General features: G+C 64.5%; 18 protein-coding genes. 11 read left to right on the forward strand and 7 right to left on the reverse strand.

The features are described 5' to 3' along the window. Nucleotides 1-111 precede the first annotated feature (111 nt). Nucleotides 112-624 carry a hypothetical protein gene (locus JQ631_RS24285; RefSeq protein ID WP_212330120.1) on the forward strand — a complete coding sequence of 171 codons (513 nt, stop codon included), beginning with the start codon at nt 112-114 and terminating at the stop codon, nt 622-624. A gap of 8 nt (nt 625-632) precedes the next feature. Continuing rightward, entirely contained in the window at nt 633-1,310 is a 678-nt protein-coding gene (locus JQ631_RS24290; protein ID WP_212330122.1) for a class I SAM-dependent methyltransferase, read from the forward strand. 3 nt (nt 1,311-1,313) lie between these two features. Here JQ631_RS24290 and JQ631_RS24295 read toward each other — a convergent pair whose 3' ends face one another. After that, nucleotides 1,314-4,508, reverse strand: coding sequence for an AAA family ATPase (locus JQ631_RS24295; protein ID WP_212330123.1), 3,195 nt, complete (start codon nt 4,506-4,508; stop codon nt 1,314-1,316). A 222-nt stretch (nt 4,509-4,730) separates the two neighbouring features. Next, a complete protein-coding gene (locus tag JQ631_RS24300) occupies nt 4,731-5,120 on the reverse strand; it encodes a DUF1330 domain-containing protein (RefSeq protein WP_212330125.1) in 390 nt (129 codons plus the stop codon). A gap of 105 nt (nt 5,121-5,225) precedes the next feature. On the opposite strand from JQ631_RS24300, the gene JQ631_RS24305 reads away from it, so the two are divergent. After that, the gene (locus JQ631_RS24305) at nt 5,226-6,161 is read left to right on the forward strand and encodes a DMT family transporter (protein ID WP_212330127.1); all 936 of its coding nucleotides are present in this window, start codon (nt 5,226-5,228) and stop codon (nt 6,159-6,161) included. Between the two features lie 79 nt (nt 6,162-6,240). Here JQ631_RS24305 and JQ631_RS24310 read toward each other — a convergent pair whose 3' ends face one another. Further along, nucleotides 6,241-7,926 carry a methyl-accepting chemotaxis protein gene (locus tag JQ631_RS24310; protein ID WP_212330129.1) on the reverse strand — a complete coding sequence of 562 codons (1,686 nt, stop codon included), beginning with the start codon at nt 7,924-7,926 and terminating at the stop codon, nt 6,241-6,243. 261 nt (nt 7,927-8,187) lie between these two features. On the opposite strand from JQ631_RS24310, the gene JQ631_RS24315 reads away from it, so the two are divergent. From JQ631_RS24315 to JQ631_RS24335, 5 genes are all read left to right on the forward strand, one after another. Beyond that, nucleotides 8,188-9,231, forward strand: coding sequence for a C-terminal binding protein (locus JQ631_RS24315; protein ID WP_212330131.1), 1,044 nt, complete (start codon nt 8,188-8,190; stop codon nt 9,229-9,231). A 90-nt stretch (nt 9,232-9,321) separates the two neighbouring features. After that, nucleotides 9,322-10,665: an ABC transporter substrate-binding protein gene (locus tag JQ631_RS24320; RefSeq protein ID WP_212330133.1), complete on the forward strand. Its 1,344-nt coding sequence runs from the start codon at nt 9,322-9,324 to the stop codon at nt 10,663-10,665. Nucleotides 10,666-10,804: 139 nt separating this feature from the next. Beyond that, entirely contained in the window at nt 10,805-11,761 is a 957-nt protein-coding gene (locus tag JQ631_RS24325) for a carbohydrate ABC transporter permease (protein WP_212330135.1), read from the forward strand. Continuing rightward, nucleotides 11,754-12,656 (forward strand): carbohydrate ABC transporter permease, encoded by a 903-nt coding sequence (locus tag JQ631_RS24330; RefSeq protein WP_212330137.1) that lies wholly within the window; start codon nt 11,754-11,756, stop codon nt 12,654-12,656. The genes JQ631_RS24325 and JQ631_RS24330 overlap by 8 nt, the downstream gene beginning before the upstream one ends. A gap of 84 nt (nt 12,657-12,740) precedes the next feature. Then, a complete protein-coding gene (locus JQ631_RS24335; protein WP_212330139.1) occupies nt 12,741-14,096 on the forward strand; it encodes an esterase-like activity of phytase family protein in 1,356 nt (451 codons plus the stop codon). Nucleotides 14,097-14,268: 172 nt separating this feature from the next. On the opposite strand, the gene JQ631_RS24340 is transcribed toward JQ631_RS24335, so the two are convergent. Both JQ631_RS24340 and JQ631_RS24345 read right to left on the reverse strand, forming a co-directional pair. Beyond that, the gene (locus JQ631_RS24340; protein ID WP_212330140.1) at nt 14,269-15,954 is read right to left on the reverse strand and encodes a mucoidy inhibitor MuiA family protein; all 1,686 of its coding nucleotides are present in this window, start codon (nt 15,952-15,954) and stop codon (nt 14,269-14,271) included. A 178-nt stretch (nt 15,955-16,132) separates the two neighbouring features. Then, nucleotides 16,133-16,753, reverse strand: a complete 621-nt coding sequence (locus JQ631_RS24345) for a response regulator transcription factor (RefSeq protein ID WP_212330142.1) — start codon at nt 16,751-16,753, stop codon at nt 16,133-16,135. A 201-nt stretch (nt 16,754-16,954) separates the two neighbouring features. Between JQ631_RS24345 and JQ631_RS24350 the strand changes: the two genes are divergently transcribed. Continuing rightward, a complete protein-coding gene (locus JQ631_RS24350) occupies nt 16,955-17,971 on the forward strand; it encodes an AraC family transcriptional regulator (RefSeq protein WP_212330144.1) in 1,017 nt (338 codons plus the stop codon). A gap of 1 nt (nt 17,972) precedes the next feature. On the opposite strand, the gene JQ631_RS24355 is transcribed toward JQ631_RS24350, so the two are convergent. Next, on the reverse strand, nt 17,973-19,184 hold the full coding sequence (locus JQ631_RS24355) for an NnrS family protein (RefSeq protein WP_212330146.1): 1,212 nt from the start codon (nt 19,182-19,184) through the stop codon (nt 17,973-17,975). Between the two features lie 128 nt (nt 19,185-19,312). Between JQ631_RS24355 and JQ631_RS24360 the strand changes: the two genes are divergently transcribed. Then, nucleotides 19,313-20,023, forward strand: a complete 711-nt coding sequence (locus JQ631_RS24360) for a Crp/Fnr family transcriptional regulator (protein ID WP_212330148.1) — start codon at nt 19,313-19,315, stop codon at nt 20,021-20,023. Between the two features lie 86 nt (nt 20,024-20,109). On the opposite strand, the gene JQ631_RS24365 is transcribed toward JQ631_RS24360, so the two are convergent. Continuing rightward, the gene (locus JQ631_RS24365) at nt 20,110-20,307 is read right to left on the reverse strand and encodes a DUF1858 domain-containing protein (RefSeq protein ID WP_212330150.1); all 198 of its coding nucleotides are present in this window, start codon (nt 20,305-20,307) and stop codon (nt 20,110-20,112) included. A gap of 227 nt (nt 20,308-20,534) precedes the next feature. Between JQ631_RS24365 and nirK the strand changes: the two genes are divergently transcribed. Further along, nucleotides 20,535-21,632: a copper-containing nitrite reductase gene (gene nirK / locus JQ631_RS24370; RefSeq protein WP_212330152.1), complete on the forward strand. Its 1,098-nt coding sequence runs from the start codon at nt 20,535-20,537 to the stop codon at nt 21,630-21,632. The last annotated feature ends 54 nt before the right edge of the window (nt 21,633-21,686 follow it).

The raw sequence follows: 21,686 nt of genomic DNA on the forward strand, positions 1-21,686 counted from the left end.
CCTCTCGCAGATGGCCATCTGGCTTCCTTGCAATTTATGCGGGACCAAGGTTCAATAGATCGATTGCTGGCTTCCGACCTACTTTCTCACTCTGATTATCAGGAGAGTCGTATGGGCGCGTTGATGGCCGAGGACGATATCTATATCGGCCCGCTGTTTGATCTGTTCAATTTGAGATTTGGTCCCGAACAGACAGAGCAAGAGTTCGAGGCCGGGGGCTCGTCCGAGATCAAGGCCCTGCAGGACGAATTCGATATCTTCCAGCAAGGGCGAACCTTCGTCGAAAGCGCCAAGCTGCTCGGGCTGGGCGGCCTGCACAACAATCGCGCGAAGAACCGGTGGTTCAGCCTGCTGACCTGGCTCGCCAGGGTGCCGTCGGATCAGGACGGAGAGACCGGCGACCAGCGCATCGTGAACGCCCTGATCAAGAATTTTGCGCGTAAATCGCCGCTGCCTTGCTTCATGAAGGCCCATGACTCACGCGGCCCCGACGGACTGCGCGTCATCGTCTGCGAGGACAAGCCGATCTTCTATATCGATCGAACCTACCTCACGATCTCGCTGCCGATGGCGCCGAAGGTGCCACCCGCAGGCAAGGGCGCCAAGAAGAAATCGAAGAAATAGGCGGCTCGATGCGCGCCGCCGTCGCCGCCGCTAGGGAGCTTGCTCCTCCGGGCGACGGAGGGCTGAGTGAAATCTACGCCGGTATCGCAGCCTATTATTCGGCAACGATCGCGCGCTTCGGCACGACGCCTGAAGGCGTGGACTGGACCTGCCAGGCCACGCAGGAGATGCGTTTCGTCCAGCTCCTGAAATTGTGCGACTTCGCATCGCCCTTCTCGCTGAACGATTGCGGCTGCGGCTATGGCGCGCTGATCGCCTATCTCGATCGCCGGCATGGCGACTGCGCTGTCGACTATCTCGGCATCGACGTCTCGGGTGCGATGGTCCGGCGGGCGCGGCGGCTGTGGCGGGACCGCCGCAACACGGCCTTCACCCTTGGCCATGCCAGCCCCCGGACGGCCGACTATGCGATCGCCAGCGGCATATTCAATGTTGCGCAGGATCAGCCGCGCCACGACTGGGAGCGCTTCGTCGCGGCGACCCTCGACGAGCTCCATCGCAGCACCAGGCGCGGCTTCGCCGTCAATTTCATGAAGCTGCCCGCAGGTGCAACCGGCCGCCGCGGCCTTTACACCACCGACACCGCGTCCTGGGCACGCTACTGCGCCAGCCGGTTCAATGCCGCGGCCGAAGTGCATGACGGCTATGGATTGATGGAGTTCACGCTCATCGTGCGAAAGCTCTAGCCTTCAGGCACCGACCGACAGCCGCCGACGCGCTTCCTCCAGAAGGCGCCGGTAGATCCCCGCTCCCGTCAGTTGGATCAGCGCTTCAGCTCGGTCGACGAGGCGAGCCACCTCCTCGTATCCATGCAGATCGTTGCTTGCCGCCGCATGCGCAGCGGCGAGCGTGATCGTCGCCCGGCACTCCGGCAAGCGGGCGTGACGTTCCTGGGCAACCGCGATCGCCTCCCGTGCCTTGTCGATGGCTGCGGCATGGGCGCCAGAACGGAGCTGATAGTCGGCGATGCTCGCAAGCATCTCCGGCTCGATCTCCATGGCGACACTCGCCGCGCGCACGAACTCGACGCCCTCGGTCAGCGACGGGATCGCCGCCTGATAATTGCGGGCAATGCCCTGCGCCGTGCCGATGCAGGCCAGCGAATAGGCGCGCAGATAAGGGCTGGCCTGGCGCGTCGCAAGCTCCACCACACGCCACGCATGGGTCGAGGCCATCGCGGGATCACCGAGACACCAGGCCAGATCGACGTGCCCGAGATTGGCGATGAACTGCACGGTCGGATCGATCAGCGCCGGATCGATGGCGAGGATGCGATCGAAGCACAGCCGTGCCTCGTCGAAACGCCCGAGTCGAACCAGGATCCGGCCGCGCAGGCTGAGGATCCAGTGCTCGACATTGTAGCCGAGAAACTGGTGCTCGAACTCGGTGATCGCTGGAACACCGGCAAGCGCCGCATCGCTGGCCGCGAGCGCCTGGCGCAGCAGGCCCGCCCAGCCATAGGCCTGGCTGAGCGAGGCATTGAGCGTCGCAGCGCGGCCGGTGAGCTGACGCGATTCCGTCAGCGCCAGCGCCTCCTTGACCGTATCGACATAGGCATCAGCCTGCCCGCCGCTCGCACCCGCGATCCGTCCTTCGACGAACAGCAACAGCGGGATCATGGAATCGTCGCTGTCCTGCGCCCATTGCAATGCTTCCTGGATGAAGGGCCGCGCGTCCTCCGACGTCATGCCCTCGCGCCAGCCGAGCCAGGCGATCTGGCTGCTGGCCCTGATCCTGAGTGCATCGCCCGCCGGACTGCGCTGCTGTCCCGCCTTCAGTGCACGCACCTTGTGCCAATGCCGGATCGCTTCCGCCGGATTGGTCGAGCCGATCCAGCGCGCGGCGCGCGCGGCATGTTCGGCGGCGGCATCGACCTCGCCGGCCTGCTCGAAATGGTGCGACAGCAGTGCCGCGAACTCCTCGAGCCGCTCCGGATAGAATTGCTCGATCGCCCGCGCCACGCGCGCGTGCAGGAGCGAGCGCCGCGCACGGAGCTGGGTCGAATAGGCGACCTCCTGGATCAAGGGATGGCGGAAGCTGTAGCCGTGGCCGTCCAGGCCGCCACGCACCTGGAGCATCTCGCTGGAACAGAGCCGGAGCAGCGTCGCCTCGAGCTCGGCGGCGGGCAGGTTCGACACGCTCAGCAGGACGGCGAACTGAAACTCCTTGCCGATGATCGCCGCCGTGTGCAGCAGATCGCGATCGCCTGGCGCCAGCCGATCGATCCGCGCGCCGATCACGGCCTGCACGGTCGGCGGCAGCATGTCGGAGGTGCCGGAAATGCCGCGCCGATAGCCGCCCTGCTCGCCGACGATGGCCAGATGCTCGACCAGAGAGCGGATCAGCTCCTCCGCAAAGAACGGGTTGCCGCCGCTGCGCTCGACGACACGGCGCCGCACGTCGGAAAGCCCTTCCCCGAGCCCGAGCAGTTCGTCAACGAGATCGTGCGTGTCCGTCGGCGAGAGCTCGGCGAGCTCGACCTGCTGGTACAGCGGCCCGCGCATCCAGGGCGCGAAATAGGCCGGCCGAAAATTCACGATCAGGACCGTCTTGGTGGCGGTCACCGCGTCGACGAGCGTCGCAACGAACTCCTCGCTCGCCGGATCAAGCCAGTGCAGATCCTCGATGATGATCACCGACGCCGAGGCACCGCGCTGGCGGATCATGTGCCTGACGATCTCGAGCAGACGGACGTTGCGGGCGCGCGGACCGAGCAAGGGGGGCGGGCCCTGGCCGTGCCTGATGCCGAGAAAATCGCAGACCAGCCGCAGGTCCGCCTCGAAGCTCGGACCGAGTTCGGCGAGACGCGTGGCGATCTGCTTCACCGCCAGATCGGGATCATCGTCCGGCGAGACGTTGAAATAGGTCGAGCGCAGGAATTCCAGCACCGGCTGCAGCGGTGTTGCCGCGCCATAGGGCTGCGCACGGGCTTCGAACACCGGAATGAGGCGCGCACGGCACCATTCCGCGAACTCGTAGCACAGGCGGCTCTTGCCGGTACCGGACGGACCGACGATGCCGGTGACGCGCGTGCCGCCCGTCTCCACCGCCGCCAGGGCCCGCTGCAGCAGAGCCATCTCCCGCTCGCGCCCGCGGAACGTCGCCAGGGCGACGCCGCGGAATTGCTGGCTGGCGACCGCCGGCTTCAGCTTCTTCAGGAGGTAAAGCTCGATCGGCTCGGGCACGCCGCGCAGGCGGTGACGGCCGAGCGGGCCGACGTCGCAGAACGAACGTACCAGCCGGTAGGTCTCGTCGGTCAGGCAGATCTCGCCCGGCTCTGCCTTGGCCGGCAGGCGACTTGCCAGATGAATGGCAAGACCGTAGGCGCCGTGCTCGGCGACGGTGTCGACGAGCGGAGCATCGGCGACGATCTCGCCGGAATGCAAGCCGATGCGGACCGACATGGCATCGTCGCGCCCGCGAAACGCGTCCCGGATCGCCAGCGCGGCCTCGCAGGCCAGCAGGGCGTGCCCCTCCTGCGCGCGCGGCGCGCCGAAAAAGGCGAGAATTCCGTCGCCGAGCGTTCGCACCACCGTTCCCTCGAATCGGCTCACGGCGTCGCACATCGCGTCGAGCGCGGGCTTGAGGCGCTGCATGGCATCTTCGGCGGTGAGGCCGGCAACGATCTCGGTCGAGCTGACCAGATCGGCAAACAGAACTGTGACCTGCTTCAGCTCGCCCCGAACCGGCTTGGCGAAATGCCCCGCCGGGGCCGTGATGGGCCTGCTCATGACAATCAACGCCGTGCCGCAGCCCCCGCAAAAGCCTGAGCCGGGCGGGCTGAGGTGATTACAGGAGGGACACGCCATCGGCAGAGCCGAGCCGCAGCCGTGACAGAAGCGATTCGTCGCCGGATTGTCTCCGCTGCAGCGCTCACAAAGCATCTGATCCCCGAAACGAAGCAAAATCGGCCAGGAGAAAGCATCACGGCGACGCCTCGTGCCGGGCCAGCAATGCCCCGACAGGTGCGTCACCCGCCAAAGGCACCATCTTTGGCACCCCCACGCAATCGACTAGTTCACATTTGGCGTGCAACCCGTCGAAGCCGAGCCAAAAAAAGTCGGGAAGCTGCTTCTGAAGTGCGCCCCTGGCCCCGAGGGGCAATGTCAGCCGCCGACAAGCTTGCCGTAGGCTTGCTCGGTCGCGATGATGACGTGGTCGGCACAGCCGTTGACACGATGCGGATCTGCATCACGCTCGTAGGCTTCCGATGTCATCATATCGAGGAAGGCCGCGACCGACGGGTAGAACACCAGCGCGACAAAGTCCCATTCATTGCCTGCTTGCGGTCCGAGCGCGACCGCCCTGGCTTCGCCGGTCCACAGCAGCGTGCCGCCGCGCGCCTTGATCATGGGCACTGTGATTGCGCTGTAGCGCAGATAGGCATCCCAGCCCGAACCATTTCCGTCACGCGAACGCGCGTGAAAGCGCATCAGGTTCAGCATCACCACCGGCGCATGCTGCTGGAGCCCTTCGAGGCCCTGAATGTTCAACATATTGACCGCCAATGGCACCTCCTCGGGTCCTGGCTGCATTGTAGCATTGCGGCGGCGTGACTTGTGTCATGCCGGCGAACCGGCGCAAGCTCGCAATCGACGCCAATGACGATCGCTTCGCCCGCGCCACCTGCCTCCAATCCGGCCAGCTGGCTCAACAACCAGCCTTATCTGCTGCTCAGCCTGAGCTCGCTGTTCTGGGCCGGCAACATCGTGCTCGCGCGCCATGTCGGCGCGCATGTGCCGCCGCTGACGGTGACCACGATCCGCTGGTTCGGCGTATTCCTGATCCTGCTGCCGTTCTCGTGGCCGCATCTGAAGCGCGACTGGCCGGCCTTGCGCAAAAGCCTGCCGCTGATGCTGTTCCTGTCGCTGGTCGGCTTCGCCTTCAACAACGCGATTTCGTACTGGGCCCTGCAATACACAGAGGCGCTGAACGCGCTGCTGATCCAGTCGGCAGGTCCCCTGTTCGTGGCACTGTGGTCGCTGGTGCTGTTCGGTGTGCGGCTGACCGGCGGGCAGCTTGCGGGCATCGCGATCTCGCTGATCGGCGTATTGATCATCATCCTGCGCGGCGATCTCGCGGCGCTGGCGAGCATCTCGTTCAACAGGGGCGACATCATGTTCGCCTCCTCGCTGGTGGCGTTCGGAATCTACTCCGCCTTCATCCCGCGGCGGCCGAAAGTTCATCAGCTGTCGTTTCTGTCCTTCACCACCTGCTGCGGCGCCATGATGCTGCTGCCGACGGCGATCTGGGAGGCCTGGAGCGGCAGCGTCATCCAATTCGACGCCGTGACGCTGATGACGCTCGGCTACATCCTGATCTTCCCCTCGACGCTCGCCTATCTCTTCTTCAACCGCGGCGTCGCGCTGATCGGTCCGAACCGCGCCGCTCCATTCTTCCATCTGGTGCCAGTGTTCGGCTCGGCGATGGCGATCCTGCTGCTCGGCGAAAAGCTTCAGCCGTTTCACCTGATCGGCTACGCGCTGGTGCTCGTCGGCGTCGTCATCGCCTCCCGCCAGGGCTCTGCCGTGAAGTAGCCCCGGCGGCTTCAAAACGAAAAAGGTGGGCACGATGCTTGCGCATCACTGCCCACCCTACGCAACTCAACGCGAAGACTTACGCCGCGCGGACCTTGGCGAGGAAGCCGTCCACCGCGCTGCGCAGCGCGCCGGACTGGTTGTCCAGCTCGCGGGCGTTGGTCAGCACGTCGCCGGCCGCCGTGCCGGTCGCTTCGGCGGCCGAGGTAACGCTGCCGATATGGGCGTTGATCTCGCTGGAGCCGGCGGCGACCGACTGAATGTTGCGGGCGATCTCGCGGGTGGCCTCGCCCTGCTGCTCGATCGAGGACGAAATGCCGGCGGTGATCTCGCTCATCTCGGCGATGGTCTGGGTGATGCCGCCGATTGCCGCGACCGCATCGCTGGTCGAGGTCTGCATCGCCGCAACCTGGGCGGAGATTTCTTCGGTGGCCTTGGCGGTCTGGTTGGCCAGCGCCTTGACTTCTGAAGCGACGACGGCGAAGCCGCGACCGGATTCACCGGCGCGCGCCGCCTCGATGGTGGCGTTGAGCGCGAGCAGGTTGGTCTGCGCCGCGATCGAATGAATGAGCTTGACCACCTCGCCGATCTTCTCGGCACCGGTCGAGAGCTCCTGCACCGTGGCGTTGGTACGCTCGGCGTCGCTGACGGCGCGGCTCGCCACTTCGGTCGAACGCGTCACCTGGCGGGAGATTTCCGCAACCGAGCTCGACAGCTCCTCGGCGGCAGCGGCGACCGTGCCGACATTGCCGGAAGCCTTTTGCGAGGCCGCACCGACCGTTGCCGCGCGCGACGAGGCGTCGCTGGCGGTCGCCGTCATCGACTGCGCCGTCGACTGCATGCCGGCTGCGGCCGAGGAGACCGAGCGGACGATGCCGTTGACGCTGCGTTCGAAGTCGTTGGCGATATCTTCCATCGTGTTGCGGCGTTCCGCCGCGGCACGCTCCTTCGCCACTGCATCGGTCTTTTCAAGGTCGCGGATGCGGATCGCGTTGTCCTTGAAGATCTGGACGGTCGCCGCCATCGCACCGATCTCGTCATCACGGCCGACGCCGGGGATGTCACCCTCGAGCTTGCCGTCGGCAAGATCCTTCATGCGGGTTCCGAGCAGTGCGAGCGGACGGCTGATGCTGCGGCCGATCATCCAGGCGATCGAGCCGGCGACGATGCCGATGCCGAGGATTGCGAGGCCGAGCAACCAGGCGATCGGGCGCATCTTGGCGTCGAGATCGTCGAGATAGACGCCGGTGCCGACAAACATGTTCCAGCCGGGGATCGCAACCGCGTAGGACAGCTTGCGGATCGGCGTCTCCTGGCCCGGCTTCATGTATTCATACCGCAGCGTGACATCGCCGTGGGCGGCAACGCCGTCGCGCAGCTCGCGCGCCAGCTTGCGGCCATTGGTTTCGATATCGAGACGATTGGTGCCGATCTGCTTCGGATCCGGCGCGGAGACAGTGATGCCGTCCATCGTGTAGGCGAAGACGTAGCCGGCGCCCTTGTCGTAGGTCAGGGTCACGGCGCGGTGGCCGAACTCGGCAATCGCGGCATCCTTGGTCATGTGGCCGGCGTCGACCTGCTTTTGCAGCCCGATGGCCATGTTGCGCGCCATTTCGGCCATCGCCTTGCTCTGCTCGAAGCGGGCATTGACCATCTCGCCCTGCATCAGGTAGCCCGCGAGGAGACCCGCGACACACAGGCCGAGTAGCGTCACCCCCACCAGAATGCCGAGTTTGGGGGTAATCTTCAGGTTGGTCAGCTTCACGGGATGGACTCCGGAGAAAAGGGGTACGGGCACGCGAGTGAAACGATCGAGATTGAATCAACTCTTAGTGTCGGACCCCTTAGCAAGTTACTTACACGCCTCCGTAGAAGCCCGGACGATGCCGCCAAATCGGGCAATTTATCTTGGAGTCAGCAACCGGGAATTGTACGCGCCCGCGACGATTTCGCGTAAAAGACGCAAAGGCCCGTTCAAAAGGTGCGGGTCACAACAAGAACCGACAAACCAAATCGGGAGCAGGAAATGCCGAAATACAGGGTGGTGACGCCGAAGGGCGCGAGCTTCACGGTCGCTGGCAGCGATTATTCGTACGAGCGCGAGGCGCTCGATCCGATCGATGCCGAGATCGTCGAGGCGCCGGCCAACGAGGCGGAATTCATCGCCGCCGCGAAAAATGCCGATGCGATCTACGCCAAGGGCATCCCGATCTCCAAGACCATCATCGACGCGCTGGAGAGCTGCAAGGTCATCACGCTCGGCTCGGTCGGCGTCGACAGCGTCGACGTGAAGGCCGCGACCGCGCGCGGCATTCCCGTCACCAACATTCCCGACACCTTCATCGAGGAGGTCGCCGACCACGCCATGATGTTGCTGCTGTCGGGCTTCCGCCGCCTGGTCGAGCAGGACAAGATGGTGCGCACCGGTCGCTGGGCCGAGGGCCGGCCGGCGCTCCTGAAGGTTCCGCGGCTGATGGGCCAGACGCTCGGCTTCGTCTCGTTCGGTCGCGTCGCGCGTGCGGTAGCGAAGCGCGCCGCTCCCTTCGGCCTGCGCATGATGGCCTACGACCCCTTCATCCAGGAAACGCTGATGTGGGACCACGGCGTCATCCCGGCCACGCTGAACGAGGTGCTGTCGCAATCCGACTTCGTCTCGATGCACGCACCCGCCCGGCCCGAAGTGCATCACATGCTGACCGAGAAGCATTTTCGGCAGATGAAGAAGGGCTCGATCTTCATCAACACCGGGCGCGGCGCGACGGTGGACGAGGAAAGCCTGATCAAGGCGCTGCAGGAGGGCTGGATCGCGCATGCCGCCCTCGACGTGCTGGAGAAGGAACCGCCGTCGCACAACAACCCGATCCTCAGCATGGAGAACGTGACCCTGACCGCCCATGTCGCCTCCGCCTCGGCACGGTTCGACGAAGCGCGCAAGCGCCGGGTAGGCTACGAATTGTCACTGGTGCTTCAGGGCATGTGGCCGGTAAGCTGCGTGAACCCGTCGGTGCTGCAAGACACCGCGCTCCGCCGCTGGCAACCTGTCGGCATGGACCGCGGACCGAACAGCTAAGACGGCAGGCCGCAAATCGCGGTTGAAAGCAGGAAACGGCCCTTCACCGGCGATCAACGCCGGGAAGGGAGCCATCATAGGGAGGAACTGATGAGGAACGACATCACACGTCGTGATGCCTTGGCGCTGGGCCTATCCGCTGCGACCGTTGCGGCCACTGGTGTTGCAGCGCACGCTCAATCCGCGATCAAGGCGGCCGACGTCCCCGCACCGAAACTGCCGATTGAGAAGGGCGCGACGCTCCGCATGCTGCGGCCGGTCCGCTTCGTCCAGGCCGACGAGGACGTGTTCCGCGCCAATGCGGCAAAGTTCACCAAGGAGACCGGCGTCGAGATCAAGGTCGACTTCGTCGGCTGGGAGGACATCAACCAGCAGACGGCGGTGACCGCCAATTCCGGCGCCGGCCCCGACATCATCATCGGCTTCTCCGACGCGCCGCACATCTATATCGACAAGCTGATCGAGCTCACCGACGTCGCCGACTATCTCGGCAAGAAATATGGCGGCTGGCAGAACCTGGCGAAGGCCTATGGCAAGAAGGCCAAGAGCGATACCTGGATCGGACTCCCGTTCGGGGCCTCCGGCGGACCGCTGATCTATCGCAAGTCCGTTCTCAAATCCGTCGGGTTCGACAAGGCGCCGGACGACCTTCCTGGATTCATGGACCTCTGCAAGAAGCTGCAGAAGGCCGGCAAGCCCGCCGGCTTTGCGCTCGGCAATGCCGTCGGCGACGGCAACGGTTTTGCGGACTGGATGATGTGGTCGCACAACGCTTCATTGCTGGACGAAGAGGGCAACGTCACCATCAACAGCAAGGAGACCATCGCGGCGCTGAACTACGTGAAGGAGCTCTATCCGACCTTCATCGCGGGCACGCCGTCGTGGAACGACGTCAGCAACAACCGCGCCTATTCCTCGCAGGAAATCGCGCTGACGGCGAACGGCGTCTCGCTGTACTTCTCGCTGAAGAACGATCCGGCGACGGCGGCAATTGCCGAGGATTCCGAACATCAGCCATTGCCGAAAGGTCTTGCACCGGTCTCGCCGATGTCCGGACTGACGCTGAACGCCATGGTGTTCAAGCACAGCCAGTACCCCAACGCCGCCAAGGCCTTCCTGCAATACATGTTGGAAAAGGACCAGTACGAACCGTGGCTCAACGCCAATAGCGGCTACTGGTCGCAACCGCTGGCAGCCTATGCCGACGCGGCGGTGTGGAAGGGCGACCCCAAGGTCGCGATCTTCAAAGACACCATGAACAGCAAGTATTACGCCGGCTACAAGGGTCCGATTTCGACCGCCACCGGTGCGGTTCGCGCGGACTATGTCACGGTGCAGATGTTCGCCTCGGTCGCAACGGGCGCTGCAACGCCTGAGGCCGCTGCAGCGGAGGCAGAGCAGCGCTGCAAGCGCTACTTCCGGCGCCAGAGATAGCGACCGGCGACAAAGCAACCGTCATTGCGAGCGAAGCGAAGCAATCCAGTCCATCCGTAAGGTTACAGCCTGGATTGCTTCGTCGCTTCGCTCCTCGCAATGACGGGTGTGGTGACTCATAAGACAGGACAACGCCCTGATGTCCGTGACCGCCCTCTCCTCTCCCGAACTCGCGCAAAGGCAGCCGAACTGGCTGGTCCGCCTGTTCGATTACAAGCCATTCCTGGTCACGATGTGCCTGGCACCCGCGATCGGTCTGCTTGCAGTGTTCCTGACCTATCCGCTGGGGCTCGGCATCTGGCTCGCCTTCACCGACACCACGATCGGCCGGAAGGGCATCTTCATCGGTCTCGAGAACTTCCAATATCTGCTCACGGATCCCCTGTGGTGGAACGCGGTGTTCTACAGCGTGGTCTACACGGCAATCGCGACCTTCGGGAAGTTCGCGCTCGGCTTCTGGCTCGCGCTGCTGCTCAATAATCATTTTCCGTTCAAGAGTCTCTTGCGCGCGATCGTCCTGTTGCCCTGGATCGTGCCGACGGTGCTCTCGGCGCTGGCGTTCTGGTGGATCTACGATCCGCAGTTCTCGATCATCTCCTATCTGCTGGTCGACGTGCTGCATTGGCGCACGAGCAATGTCGACTTCCTCGGGTCGCCGTGGCCGGCACGGTTCTCGCTGATCGCCGCCAACATCTGGCGCGGCATCCCCTTCGTTGCGATTTCGCTGCTGGCGGGTCTGCAGACCATTTCGCCCTCGCTCTACGAGGCCGCCATGCTCGACGGCGCGAGCGCCTGGCAGCGCTTCCGCTATATCACCTTCCCGATGATGATGCCGATCCTCGCCATCGTCATGACCTTCTCGATCATCTTCACCTTCACCGACTTCCAGCTGGTCTACGCCATCACCCGCGGCGGGCCGGTCAACTCGACCCACCTGCTGGCAACGCTGGCGTTCCAGCGCGGCATCGCCGGCGGCGAGCTCGGCGAAGGAGCCGCGATCGCGGTGTCGATGATCCCGTTCCTGGTGTTCGCGACGCTGTTTTCCTATTTCGGCCTGGCGCGCCGCAAATGGCAGCAGGGAGAGGCCAATGACTGATACTGTCGCACAAGCCTCGACCGTAGCTGATGCGAAGGCGGCGCCCGACACCATGGCCTGGGATTCCGGGCTGCGCCGGCTGATGATGATCTATCTGCCGCTCGGCTGCTTCGTGCTGATCCTGCTGTTTCCGTTCTACTGGATGGCGATCACGTCGTTCAAACCGAACGCGGAGCTGCTGAACTACAAGGAGCATAATCCGTTCTGGATCACCTCGCCGACGCTGGCGCACATCAAGCACCTGCTGTTCGATACCTCGTACCCGCGCTGGCTGTGGACGACGATGCTGGTCGCGATCGGGGCGACCACGCTGTCGCTGGTTGCGAGCACGCTGGCTGCCTATGCGATCGAACGCCTGCGCTTTCGCGGCAGTCCTTATGTCGGTCTCGGCATTTATCTGGCCTATCTGGTGCCCCCGTCGATCCTGTTCATCCCGCTCGCGACGGTGGTGGTGCAGTTCGGCCTGTTCGACTCGCCGCTTGCCCTGATCCTGGTCTATCCGACCTTCCTGGTGCCGTTCTGCACCTGGCTCCTGATCGGCTATTTCAAGTCGATCCCCTACGAGCTCGAGGAATGCGCACTGGTCGACGGCGCCACAAGGTTGCAGATCCTGCGGCGGATCACGCTGCCGCTCGCGGTGCCCGGCCTGATCTCGGCCGGCATCTTCTCCTTCACGCTGTCCTGGAACGAGTTCATCTACGCGCTCGCCTTCATCCAGAGCGGCGCCAACAAGACTGTGCCGGTGGCGATCCTGACCGAGCTCATCACCGGCGACGTCTATCAGTGGGGCGCGCTGATGGCGGGCTCGCTGCTCGGCTCGCTGCCGGTTGCGATCTTCTACTCGCTGTTTGTGGATTACTACGTGTCTTCGCTGACCGGCGCGGTAAAGGAGTAACCGGCCGCTGCGACGTTTGGCCCGGCTTCACAAAACTGCAATCTGCGATCCGCATAAGGCGTCGTCCGCTAACAGGAGACGCACATGCGCGCGACTTTTCTCGGCACCGTCGCAACGATCATTCTCACCGCGAGCACCGCGCTCGCGCAGAGCGAAGGTGAATTCCCGGCCAAGCTCGCCGGCCACGTGGTGATGCCGGCCGCGACCTTCATCGATGCCCCGGCCGATGCGCCGGCCGATCTCAAGACCTCGGGCAAGTACACCACCGGCAAGCGGGTCGACGCGCTCGGCACCGTGATGGGCAAGTCCGCCGAACGTCCGACCGGCGTCTCGCTGCCGTTCAAGGGCCAGCCGCTGCAGGGCCATTCCGGCATCAAGAAAATGGCTGACGGCACCTTCTGGGTCATCACCGACAACGGCATGGGCGCGCGCGCCAATTCGATGGACTCGATGCTGTACCTGAACCACTACAAGATGGATTGGGCGGGCGGCAAGATCGAGCGCCAGGAGACCGTGTTCCTGCATGACCCCGACAAGAAGGTGCCGTTTCGCATCGTCCACGAGGATACGGAGAAGCGCTATCTCACCGGCGCCGATTTCGACACCGAAGGCTTTCAGATCATCGGCGACACGTTCTGGATCGGTGACGAGTTCGGCCCCTACGTGCTGAAAGCCGACAAGTCAGGCAAGATCCTCGCGGTGTTCGAGACCATCGCCGATGGCAAGCCGGTGCGCTCGCCAGATCATTGGGCGGTGGCGACCCCGGGCGCGCCCGGCGCGACCTACACCAACGTCAATCTGCGGCGCTCCAAGGGCTTTGAGGGCTTTGCCTCGTCCAAGGACGGCAAATTCCTCTACGGCCTGCTCGAAGGCCCGCTGTGGGATGCCGACAAGAAGGACTGGGAGCGGGTTGACGGCAAGGAAGCCTCCCGCATCCTCGAATTCGACGTCGCCGCCGAAAAATTCACCGGCCGCTACTGGCAGTACGTGTTCGAGCAGAACGGCAATGCCATCGGCGACTTCAACATGATCGACCCGAGCGCGGGTCTCGTCATCGAGCGCGACAATGGCGAAGGCACGCCCGACAAGGCCTGCCCGGCCGGCACCCGCAGCGAGAACTGCTTCCCTGACATCGCTAAGTTCAAGCGCATCTACAAGATCGAGCTCACCGACGCCAATGTCGGCAAGCCCGTGCGCAAGATCGGCTATATCGACCTCTTGAAAATCCAGGACCCCGACAAGAAGGCCCGCAAGCCGCTTAATGATGGCGTCTACACCTTCCCGTTCTTCACCATCGAGAACGTCGATCGCGTCGACGACACCCACATCATCGTCGGCAACGACAACAATTTGCCGTTCTCGTCCAGCCGCGATCCCAACAAGGCCGACGACGACGAGTTCATGCTGCTCGACGTCGCCGACTTCCTGAAGGCGAAGTAAGACGAGCTCTCTCAACACGGTCGTCGCCCGGCCTGACCGGGCGACCCAGTACGCAGCGGCTGTCGTGTGACACGGATAGGCCACAGTGTATTGGATGCCCCGCTTTCGCAGGGACAGAGAGCATGATGCGGAGCGAGGTAAGAAAGCGCAGCACCTCGCTACATGCCGCGCCCTAACCCGACGGCACGATCACCATGCTCTTGTCCTTGGGCCAGCGGACGCGCCAGGCGAAGTTGATGTCCTTGACTTCGCCGGGCTTGGCGTCGAACGACCATTCCAGCACGCCGCGCTTGTCGCGGACGTCCCTTGCCGTGGGCGGCGTGGTCGCGGGCAACATCTCGACGGCGATCTCGTCATTCTCGCTGACCGGCAGCTGATCCTCGATCGCGACGTGAATCGGGAAATCGTGACCATTGCGGACGGTAGTCTTGAAGGCGCGCTCGTCGGTCTTCGAGGTCGTGACCAGGAGGCCCGCGGAGCCCTCGTTGCGCTTGAGCACGGCGCGCTCGATCTTGACCTTGTCGTCGGCGCCGAAGCCGAGCCGGACGATGTCGTCCTTGGCCGAGGCCGAGAGCTTGCCGCGGCCGACGAAAACGCCGTCACGGTAGATCGCGACCTTGCCCGGCAGCAGCGTCGTGTCGTCCGTCTGCCTGAAGCTGGCTTCGAGGAAAGCGGTCGGGTCCTGCACCGGCGCGGCGCGCACCGCCAGATCGGCGGGCACGCTCATCGAAGCAATGCGCAGGCTCTTGGCACCCTCGGCGGCACCGAGGCTGACGCGGCCGGGGATTTTGAAGGTCGCCTGGAAGTCGCCGATCTCCGCAACCGCTTGCCGTTCGTCGGCACGTTGGGCCAGCAGATCAAATTGATCCTTGTCTTGTGCCGCCTCCATCTTCCGCAACATCGGTGCTGCCGCGGGCGCAGGCATCGCCATGTCCGCGACCGAGCCCAGCGCGCGCGGCTTCGGCACCTGCGGATATTGCGCGACCAGCGAGCCCAGCTCCGGTGCGCTGCCGCCACGGGCGATACGGACGGTGGAAACGCCGAGCGTGACGTTCGACCAGTCCTCGCCGGTCGATTGCGTCACCTCGGCACGACGAACGAGCTCGAGCTGCGGCTTGCGGTCCTTGGCGCCGGTATCGAGCCGGGCGTCGTAGAGCGGCAGCCAGCGCGCGTTGCGGACGGCGTAGGTGACTCGCAGCGTTGCCTTGGTCGCGGCTGCCGAAGCGACGTCGATCCGCACTTCGAGCTTGCTCGGCGGCTTGGCGGATCGCTCGGCTTCGAGCTGCGCGATCTGGCGATCGATCTCGCGCTGCTTTCGCGCGGCATCACGGATCGCGGCATCGGCGGCCGCGACTTCTTCAGCCACGGCGGTAAAGGCCGCGCGCCACTCGGTGATCGGGCGTGCCTCGCCTTTGTCACCGAGGCCGGCGGGAGAGGCTTCGGCAAAGTGTTGCGCGAACTTGCGCCGGGCGGTCGCCGCGTCGATCGCGCCTTGCTGGTCGGCGCGCTCGTCCTTGAGCGCCTCGATGCGCTTGTCGAGCTCAGGAAGATTGACCGGCGGCGCCGCGCGCGGCGGCCGGGCATCGATGGTGCCAATGGTGAGCCTGGCGCCCGCCTCGCCCTCAACGCGGAGGGAGGACGGGTCGAGCGAGAGCGGAAAATCCCTGGCGACCAAGGTGCTGTCGCCGGAGGCGAGGTCGAGCGCGATCACGCGGGTGACGGTGGCGCCATCTGGATAGACGGTGACGGTGTCGATGGCCGACGTGGCATCCACATCGGCAGCCCATGAGGGCAGAGCGAGCGCCGAGGTCACCATGACCAGGCTCGTCGTCGCCAGACATCTTGTGATCGTGCGCATCAAACTTCTCCCAGCCGATATCGCTGCGCCGCCAGCCGGACGCGCGAAAACAAGCCACGCCATCGTGGTGAGACGCGACGGGGAAGGAACCGGTTCGATTGGGGTTTCCGTTGGGCAGCGCTGCGGCAGCACCATGGCCGCGGAACGCGTCACCACACCGCGGCACCACCGAATTAACTCAGACCTGGCCGGGCGAACCCTGGCCGAAGATGCGGCGGAGCAGATCCGTCACATTGCGCGCGCCGGCCTTCTTGAGAATGCTGGCGCGATAACCCTCGACCGTGCGCGCGCTCAGATGCATGCGGCGGGCGATTTCCTTGTTGGTCAGGCCGCCGGCAAGATGCGCGAGCACATCGTTCTCGCGCGCGGTCAGGGGCTCGCAACCGGGCAGCCAGCGCTGCCTGGTCGACTCCGGCTGGACAGACTCGTCGATCGCGGCATCGATCCGGCCGACGATATCGTTCGTGCGAAACGGCTTCTCGATGAAGTCGGCCGCGCCACTCTTGATGGCGTCAACGGCCATGGCGATGCTGCCATTCGCCGATGTCACCAGCACCGGCGCCATGCAATTTTCCTCGCGCAGGCGCCTGAGCACGTCCAGCGCGGAGCGATCCGGCGGCATCTCCAGCAGCACGCAGGCCGGCATCCGCGCCTTCGCTTCCGACAGCAGCGATGCGCCGTCGGCGAAGCAGATCACCTCATAGGCGCTCTGCTGGAGCGCGTTGGATAGTTGTTCGCGGGAGGCGGCGTCGGTTTCAATGACGAACACCTCACCCTTGGAAAGCGTGTTTCCCGGCATAATTCCGATCCAGCAATGTCTTGGTCAAATGATGAGAGACGGCCGGAGGCCCCATCGCGCTCCGCCGTCCCAAACACGGCATTCGCGCCTGTGCTCCGCTTTCCTTTATGTATGTTCCGCCTTGTTCCCGGATTTGACGGATCGGGACAGAAACTTTACATTTCGGGACATCTGCGGGAATGGCTGACAGGAACGGGTCGCATGACCGACCTCATGCGCAGCGCCGGCTTAAGTTATTATCCGGAGGTCGCCCGGTCGGTCGGGCTCGACCCCAGGCAGATGATGCGCAAGGCCAGGCTGCCGCTGGCCGTTCTCGACAAGCCCGACACGCCCATCGCCGTCGCAAGTCTGCGTCGCCTGCTCGAGATGTCGGCCGAAGCCTCCGGTGCTGAAGATTTCGGCTTGCGGCTGGCCGAACGCGGCGGACTGACCAATTTCGGCGCGGTCGGCCTGATCGTGCGCGAACAGGCGACTGTCGGCGAGGCGATCGAAGCTTTCTCCCGCTTCATCCATGTCCACCACGACGGCATGAAGCTCGACGTCGTCAGGGACAAGCAGACCGTGACGATCACGCTGCATCTGCGCGGACGACAGCCGACGGCCCCGCGCCAGTCGATCGACATGGCGCTCGGCAGCATCCACCGCATCATCCAGTCGCTGTTCGGCAGTGACTGGCGGCCGCAGGAAGTGCATCTGCACTACCCGCCGCCGCACGACCGCAAGCGCTACCGCGACTTCTTCGGCTGCCGCGTGATCTTCAATGCGGAGGAGGATGCGATCCTGCTGTCGGTGCACGACATGGAGCGGCGGATTCCGAGCGCGCATCCCCTGATCGCAAGCTATCTGCGCAAGCGGATCGAGGCGATCGAGAACCGGCCGGCAAGCTGGGAGCAGAAAGTCGACGAGGTCGTGCGCATCCTGCTCGCGAGCGGCGACTGCACGGTCGAACGGGTGGCCGAGCATCTCGCCTGCACCCGCCGCACCATCCACCGGCATCTCGCTGAAGCCGGCACCAGCTTCTCGGCGATCCTCGAGGCGCAGCGCGCCGATCTCGTGATCCAGCTGATCGAAGACCCCGACCGGCCGCTCGCGGATATCGCCGCGCAGCTCGGCTTCTCCGCGCAGAGCGCCATGGCCCGCTGGTTCCGCAACCGCTTCGGCTGCACCATCACGGAGTGGCGGCGGGGTGTGCGGCCGTTGACGGTGAACGCAGCCTGATTCAACGCGCCGCTGCCGGCGCGCCCATGATCGCGAGCGCGCGCCGGGGATTGCCGGCGAGCAGCGGTCCGAACGCGGCAGCGAAGCCGAGGAACGCGACGATCCAGCCGCAGGCCGCAACATGCAGCAGCACATCGCTATGCGCCGGCAGCACCACGGCAGCGACCCGCGCCAGCGCCGCGACGATGATCGCGACGTAGATGCCTTGGGTCGCGGGTGAGGCCGTCAGCGCCTGCCCGGTATGGCCGAGGCTCGCGCGCGTCATCACCGCAAGCGTCATGACTCCGGCGGCGCCCGTCATCCACGCATGAATGCCGGCACTCGGCGGCAGCGCGCCGAAGCCGGCCAAGGCATTCAGGAGGAAACCAACCGGCACGAAAGCGTAGCCGACATGGAGGATCAGCAGCAGCCGTTCCTGCGTGGTGCGGTCGCCAGCCCACCGCGCGATCCGTACCAGATGCAAGATTCCAACAAGGGCCATCACCACGCCGACGATCGTGTTCAGCGGGGCCACAATCCACGCAATGAGTGCGAGCGCGCTCAGTCCGATCACCGCGCCGTCGAACCGGCCGAACGGTACCGGCAGGCGGCCGGGATTGAACTTGACCAGCCAGTTGCGGGTGAAGCTCGGGATGATGCGGCCGCCGATCAGCGAGATCAGCAGCATGACGATGCCGATGCCGACGCGAATGCTGACGTCGGCAGCACCCTCGTAGTGTGCTTCGAGATGGAACGCGACATTGCCTGATAGCAGCAACAGCACGAGCACCACGACAGGCAGGTTGCGCCAATTGCCGCCCGCGATGATCTCGCGGGTTGCGGCCGCGACGACCAGCGCCAGGAAAGCGGCATCCACGACAAGCGCGACCTCCCAGCCGATCCCGGCGGACAGCACCACCGCGGCACGCCCGCCGAGCCAGACCAGCAGCAGCGCGCCCAGCGACGTGCCTTGGATCGGCAGCCGCCCGGTCCAGTTCGGGATCGCCGTGAACAGGAACCCGGTGATGACAGCAGGCAGGAAGCCATAGAGCATCTCGTGGACGTGCCAGTCTCGCGGCGCGAAGGCCGACGCCACCGACAGCTCGCCATAGAACATCGGCAGCCAGACCAGGATCGACAATCCCGCCTGGATGGCAGCGAGCAGGAAAAATGGCCGGAAGCTGTTCGCAAACAGCGGCCAGCCCTGAAAATTGCGGGATCGGGCGCCAGCCATGGGACAACTCCTGTGAATTCGGATCATTATCTGGAAAAATACTGCCGTCCGGCCGCCCCGTTTTGCGCTATCGCAAACATCAGCACGATTGCAGGTGCCATCACACTCCGGAGCGCCGAGGAGGCAGAATGGCCAAGGTCGACACATCGCTGGTTGCGCATTTGCCGCTGTTCGAGGGCGTCAAGCCCGAGGACCTCGACGAGATCCTGCGTGAGGCCCGTTCGACGCGCTATCCCAGGAATACCGCCATTTTCGAGCAGGGCGCAGACGCGCATTCCTTCTTCCTGCTGCTGCACGGCCATGTGCGCGCGGCCAAGACCACGCCGACCGGGGAGCAGATCGTGGTGCGCTATGTCGCGCCCGGCGAGACCTTCGGGCTCGCGATGGCGATCGGCGCCGCACACTATCCGGCGACCGCAATGGCGGTCGACGACAGCGTGGCACTGATCTGGCCGAATTCGGCCTGGCCGCGGCTGATCGAACGGTTTCCCGCCCTTGCCGCCAACACGATGCAGGCCGTCGGCAAGCGGCTGCAGGAGAGCCACACGCGCATCCTGGAAATGTCGACCCAGCAGGTCGAGCAGCGCGTCGCGCATGCGCTGCTGCGGCTTGCCAGCCAATCCGGCAAGAAGCTCGACCACGGCATCGAGATCGACTTCCCGATCAGCCGCCAGGACATCGCACAAATGACCGGCACCACACTGCACACGGTGAGCCGTATCCTCAGCAGTTGGGAGAGCCAGGGTTTGGTCGAGAGCGGCCGTCAGCGCATCATCCTGCGCGATCCGCATCGGATCGTCGTGCTGGCAGAGCGCAACCCGGACAGCGGCGCCACCTGACGACAGGGGTGAGGGCGCGTCCGCTTACGGCGAAAGCTCACCCTCACCCGGGAATCCGCGCGCCCCCTGCGCAGACTCCAACTCCCTTACGCCGGCACGCATTCGCTCAGCGCGGCGAGAAATGTGTCGCGGTCGATACGATGCTCGCGACACGCGTCGTCCACGGTGTGGAAGGTTGCGATCGGACAGCCGACACAAGCCATCCTGAAGGCGAGGAATACGCGAATCGTGCGCGGCGCCGCACGCATGATGTCGTCGACCAGATCGTCGGATTGGAAAGGCATGGACAACTCCGCTCCGACGTGACGATAGCGGAGATGGCCCGGATTTCTTTGTGGAAGCGCAAGCCGACGGCGTCAACCCGAGCGCCGGTGTCGCATCTCGGCAAACCTCCTAAGGACTTAGCCGGGGACGAATCCGGCAAAAGCTTGTCGCAGCACAAACACCCCAGCCGCAACAGGCGCACACTGCATCCGCCATCAAGACCCTTTCACATGAAGGATGCTTTACGATGTTCACCCGCAGAGCCGCATTGATCAGCGCCGCCGCGACCGCTTTGATGCTCGCCACACCCGCCTTCGCCGCCAGCGATCTCAAGCTGCCGCGGCAGAGGGTCGAACTGGTCGCGCCGCCCTTCGTGCACGCGCATGAGGAGGCGACGACGCAGCCGCCCAAGATCATGGAGTTCAAGCTCACGATCGAAGAGAAGAAGGTCGTGATCGACGACAGGGGCACGACCTTCCAAGCCATGACCTTCAATGGCTCGATGCCGGGACCGCTGATGGTCGTGCATGAAGGCGACTATGTCGAGCTGACGTTGGTGAATCCCGCGACCAACACTATGCCGCACAATATCGACTTCCATTCCGCGACCGGCGCACTCGGCGGGGCCGAGCTCACGATGGTCAATCCCGGCGAGGAGGTCGTGTTGCGCTGGAAGGCGACGCGGACCGGCGTGTTCGTCTATCACTGCGCGCCGGGCGGCCCGATGATCCCCTGGCATGTCGTCTCCGGCATGAATGGCGCCGTAATGGTGCTGCCACGCGACGGACTGTACGACGGCAAGGGCCATGCGCTGACATACGATAAGGTCTACTATATCGGCGAGCAGGACATGTATGTGCCGCGCGACGAGAAGGGCAATTTCAAGTCCTACGACTCGCCGGGTGAAACCTTCACCGACACCGAAGAGGTGATGAAGAAACTGATCCCATCCCACGTCGTGTTCAACGGCAAGGTCGGCGCCCTCACCGGCAAGAATGCGCTGACGGCCAAGGTCGGCGAGAATGTGCTGATCGTGCATTCGCAGGCCAATCGCGACAGCCGCCCGCATCTGATCGGCGGCCATGGCGACTATGTCTGGGAGACCGGCAAGTTCTCCAACCCGCCGGAGACCGGACTAGAGACCTGGCTCATCCGCGGCGGCTCGGCGGGAGCCGCGATGTACAAGTTCCTGCAGCCCGGCATCTACGCCTATGTCACGCACAACCTGATCGAAGCCGCCGACCTCGGCGCCACCGCGCACTTCAAGGTGGAGGGTCAGTGGAACGACGATCTGATGACCCAGGTGAAGGCGCCTGCGGAGATACCGGCCCCCAACACCAACTAGACGCGACAAGGGGCCGGCCATCGCCGGCCCCTTCGTCTTTCGGGGGAAATGAAC

It is taken from the genome of Bradyrhizobium manausense, from assembly GCF_018131105.1.
GTDB classification, from domain to species: Bacteria; Pseudomonadota; Alphaproteobacteria; order Rhizobiales; family Xanthobacteraceae; genus Bradyrhizobium; species Bradyrhizobium manausense_B.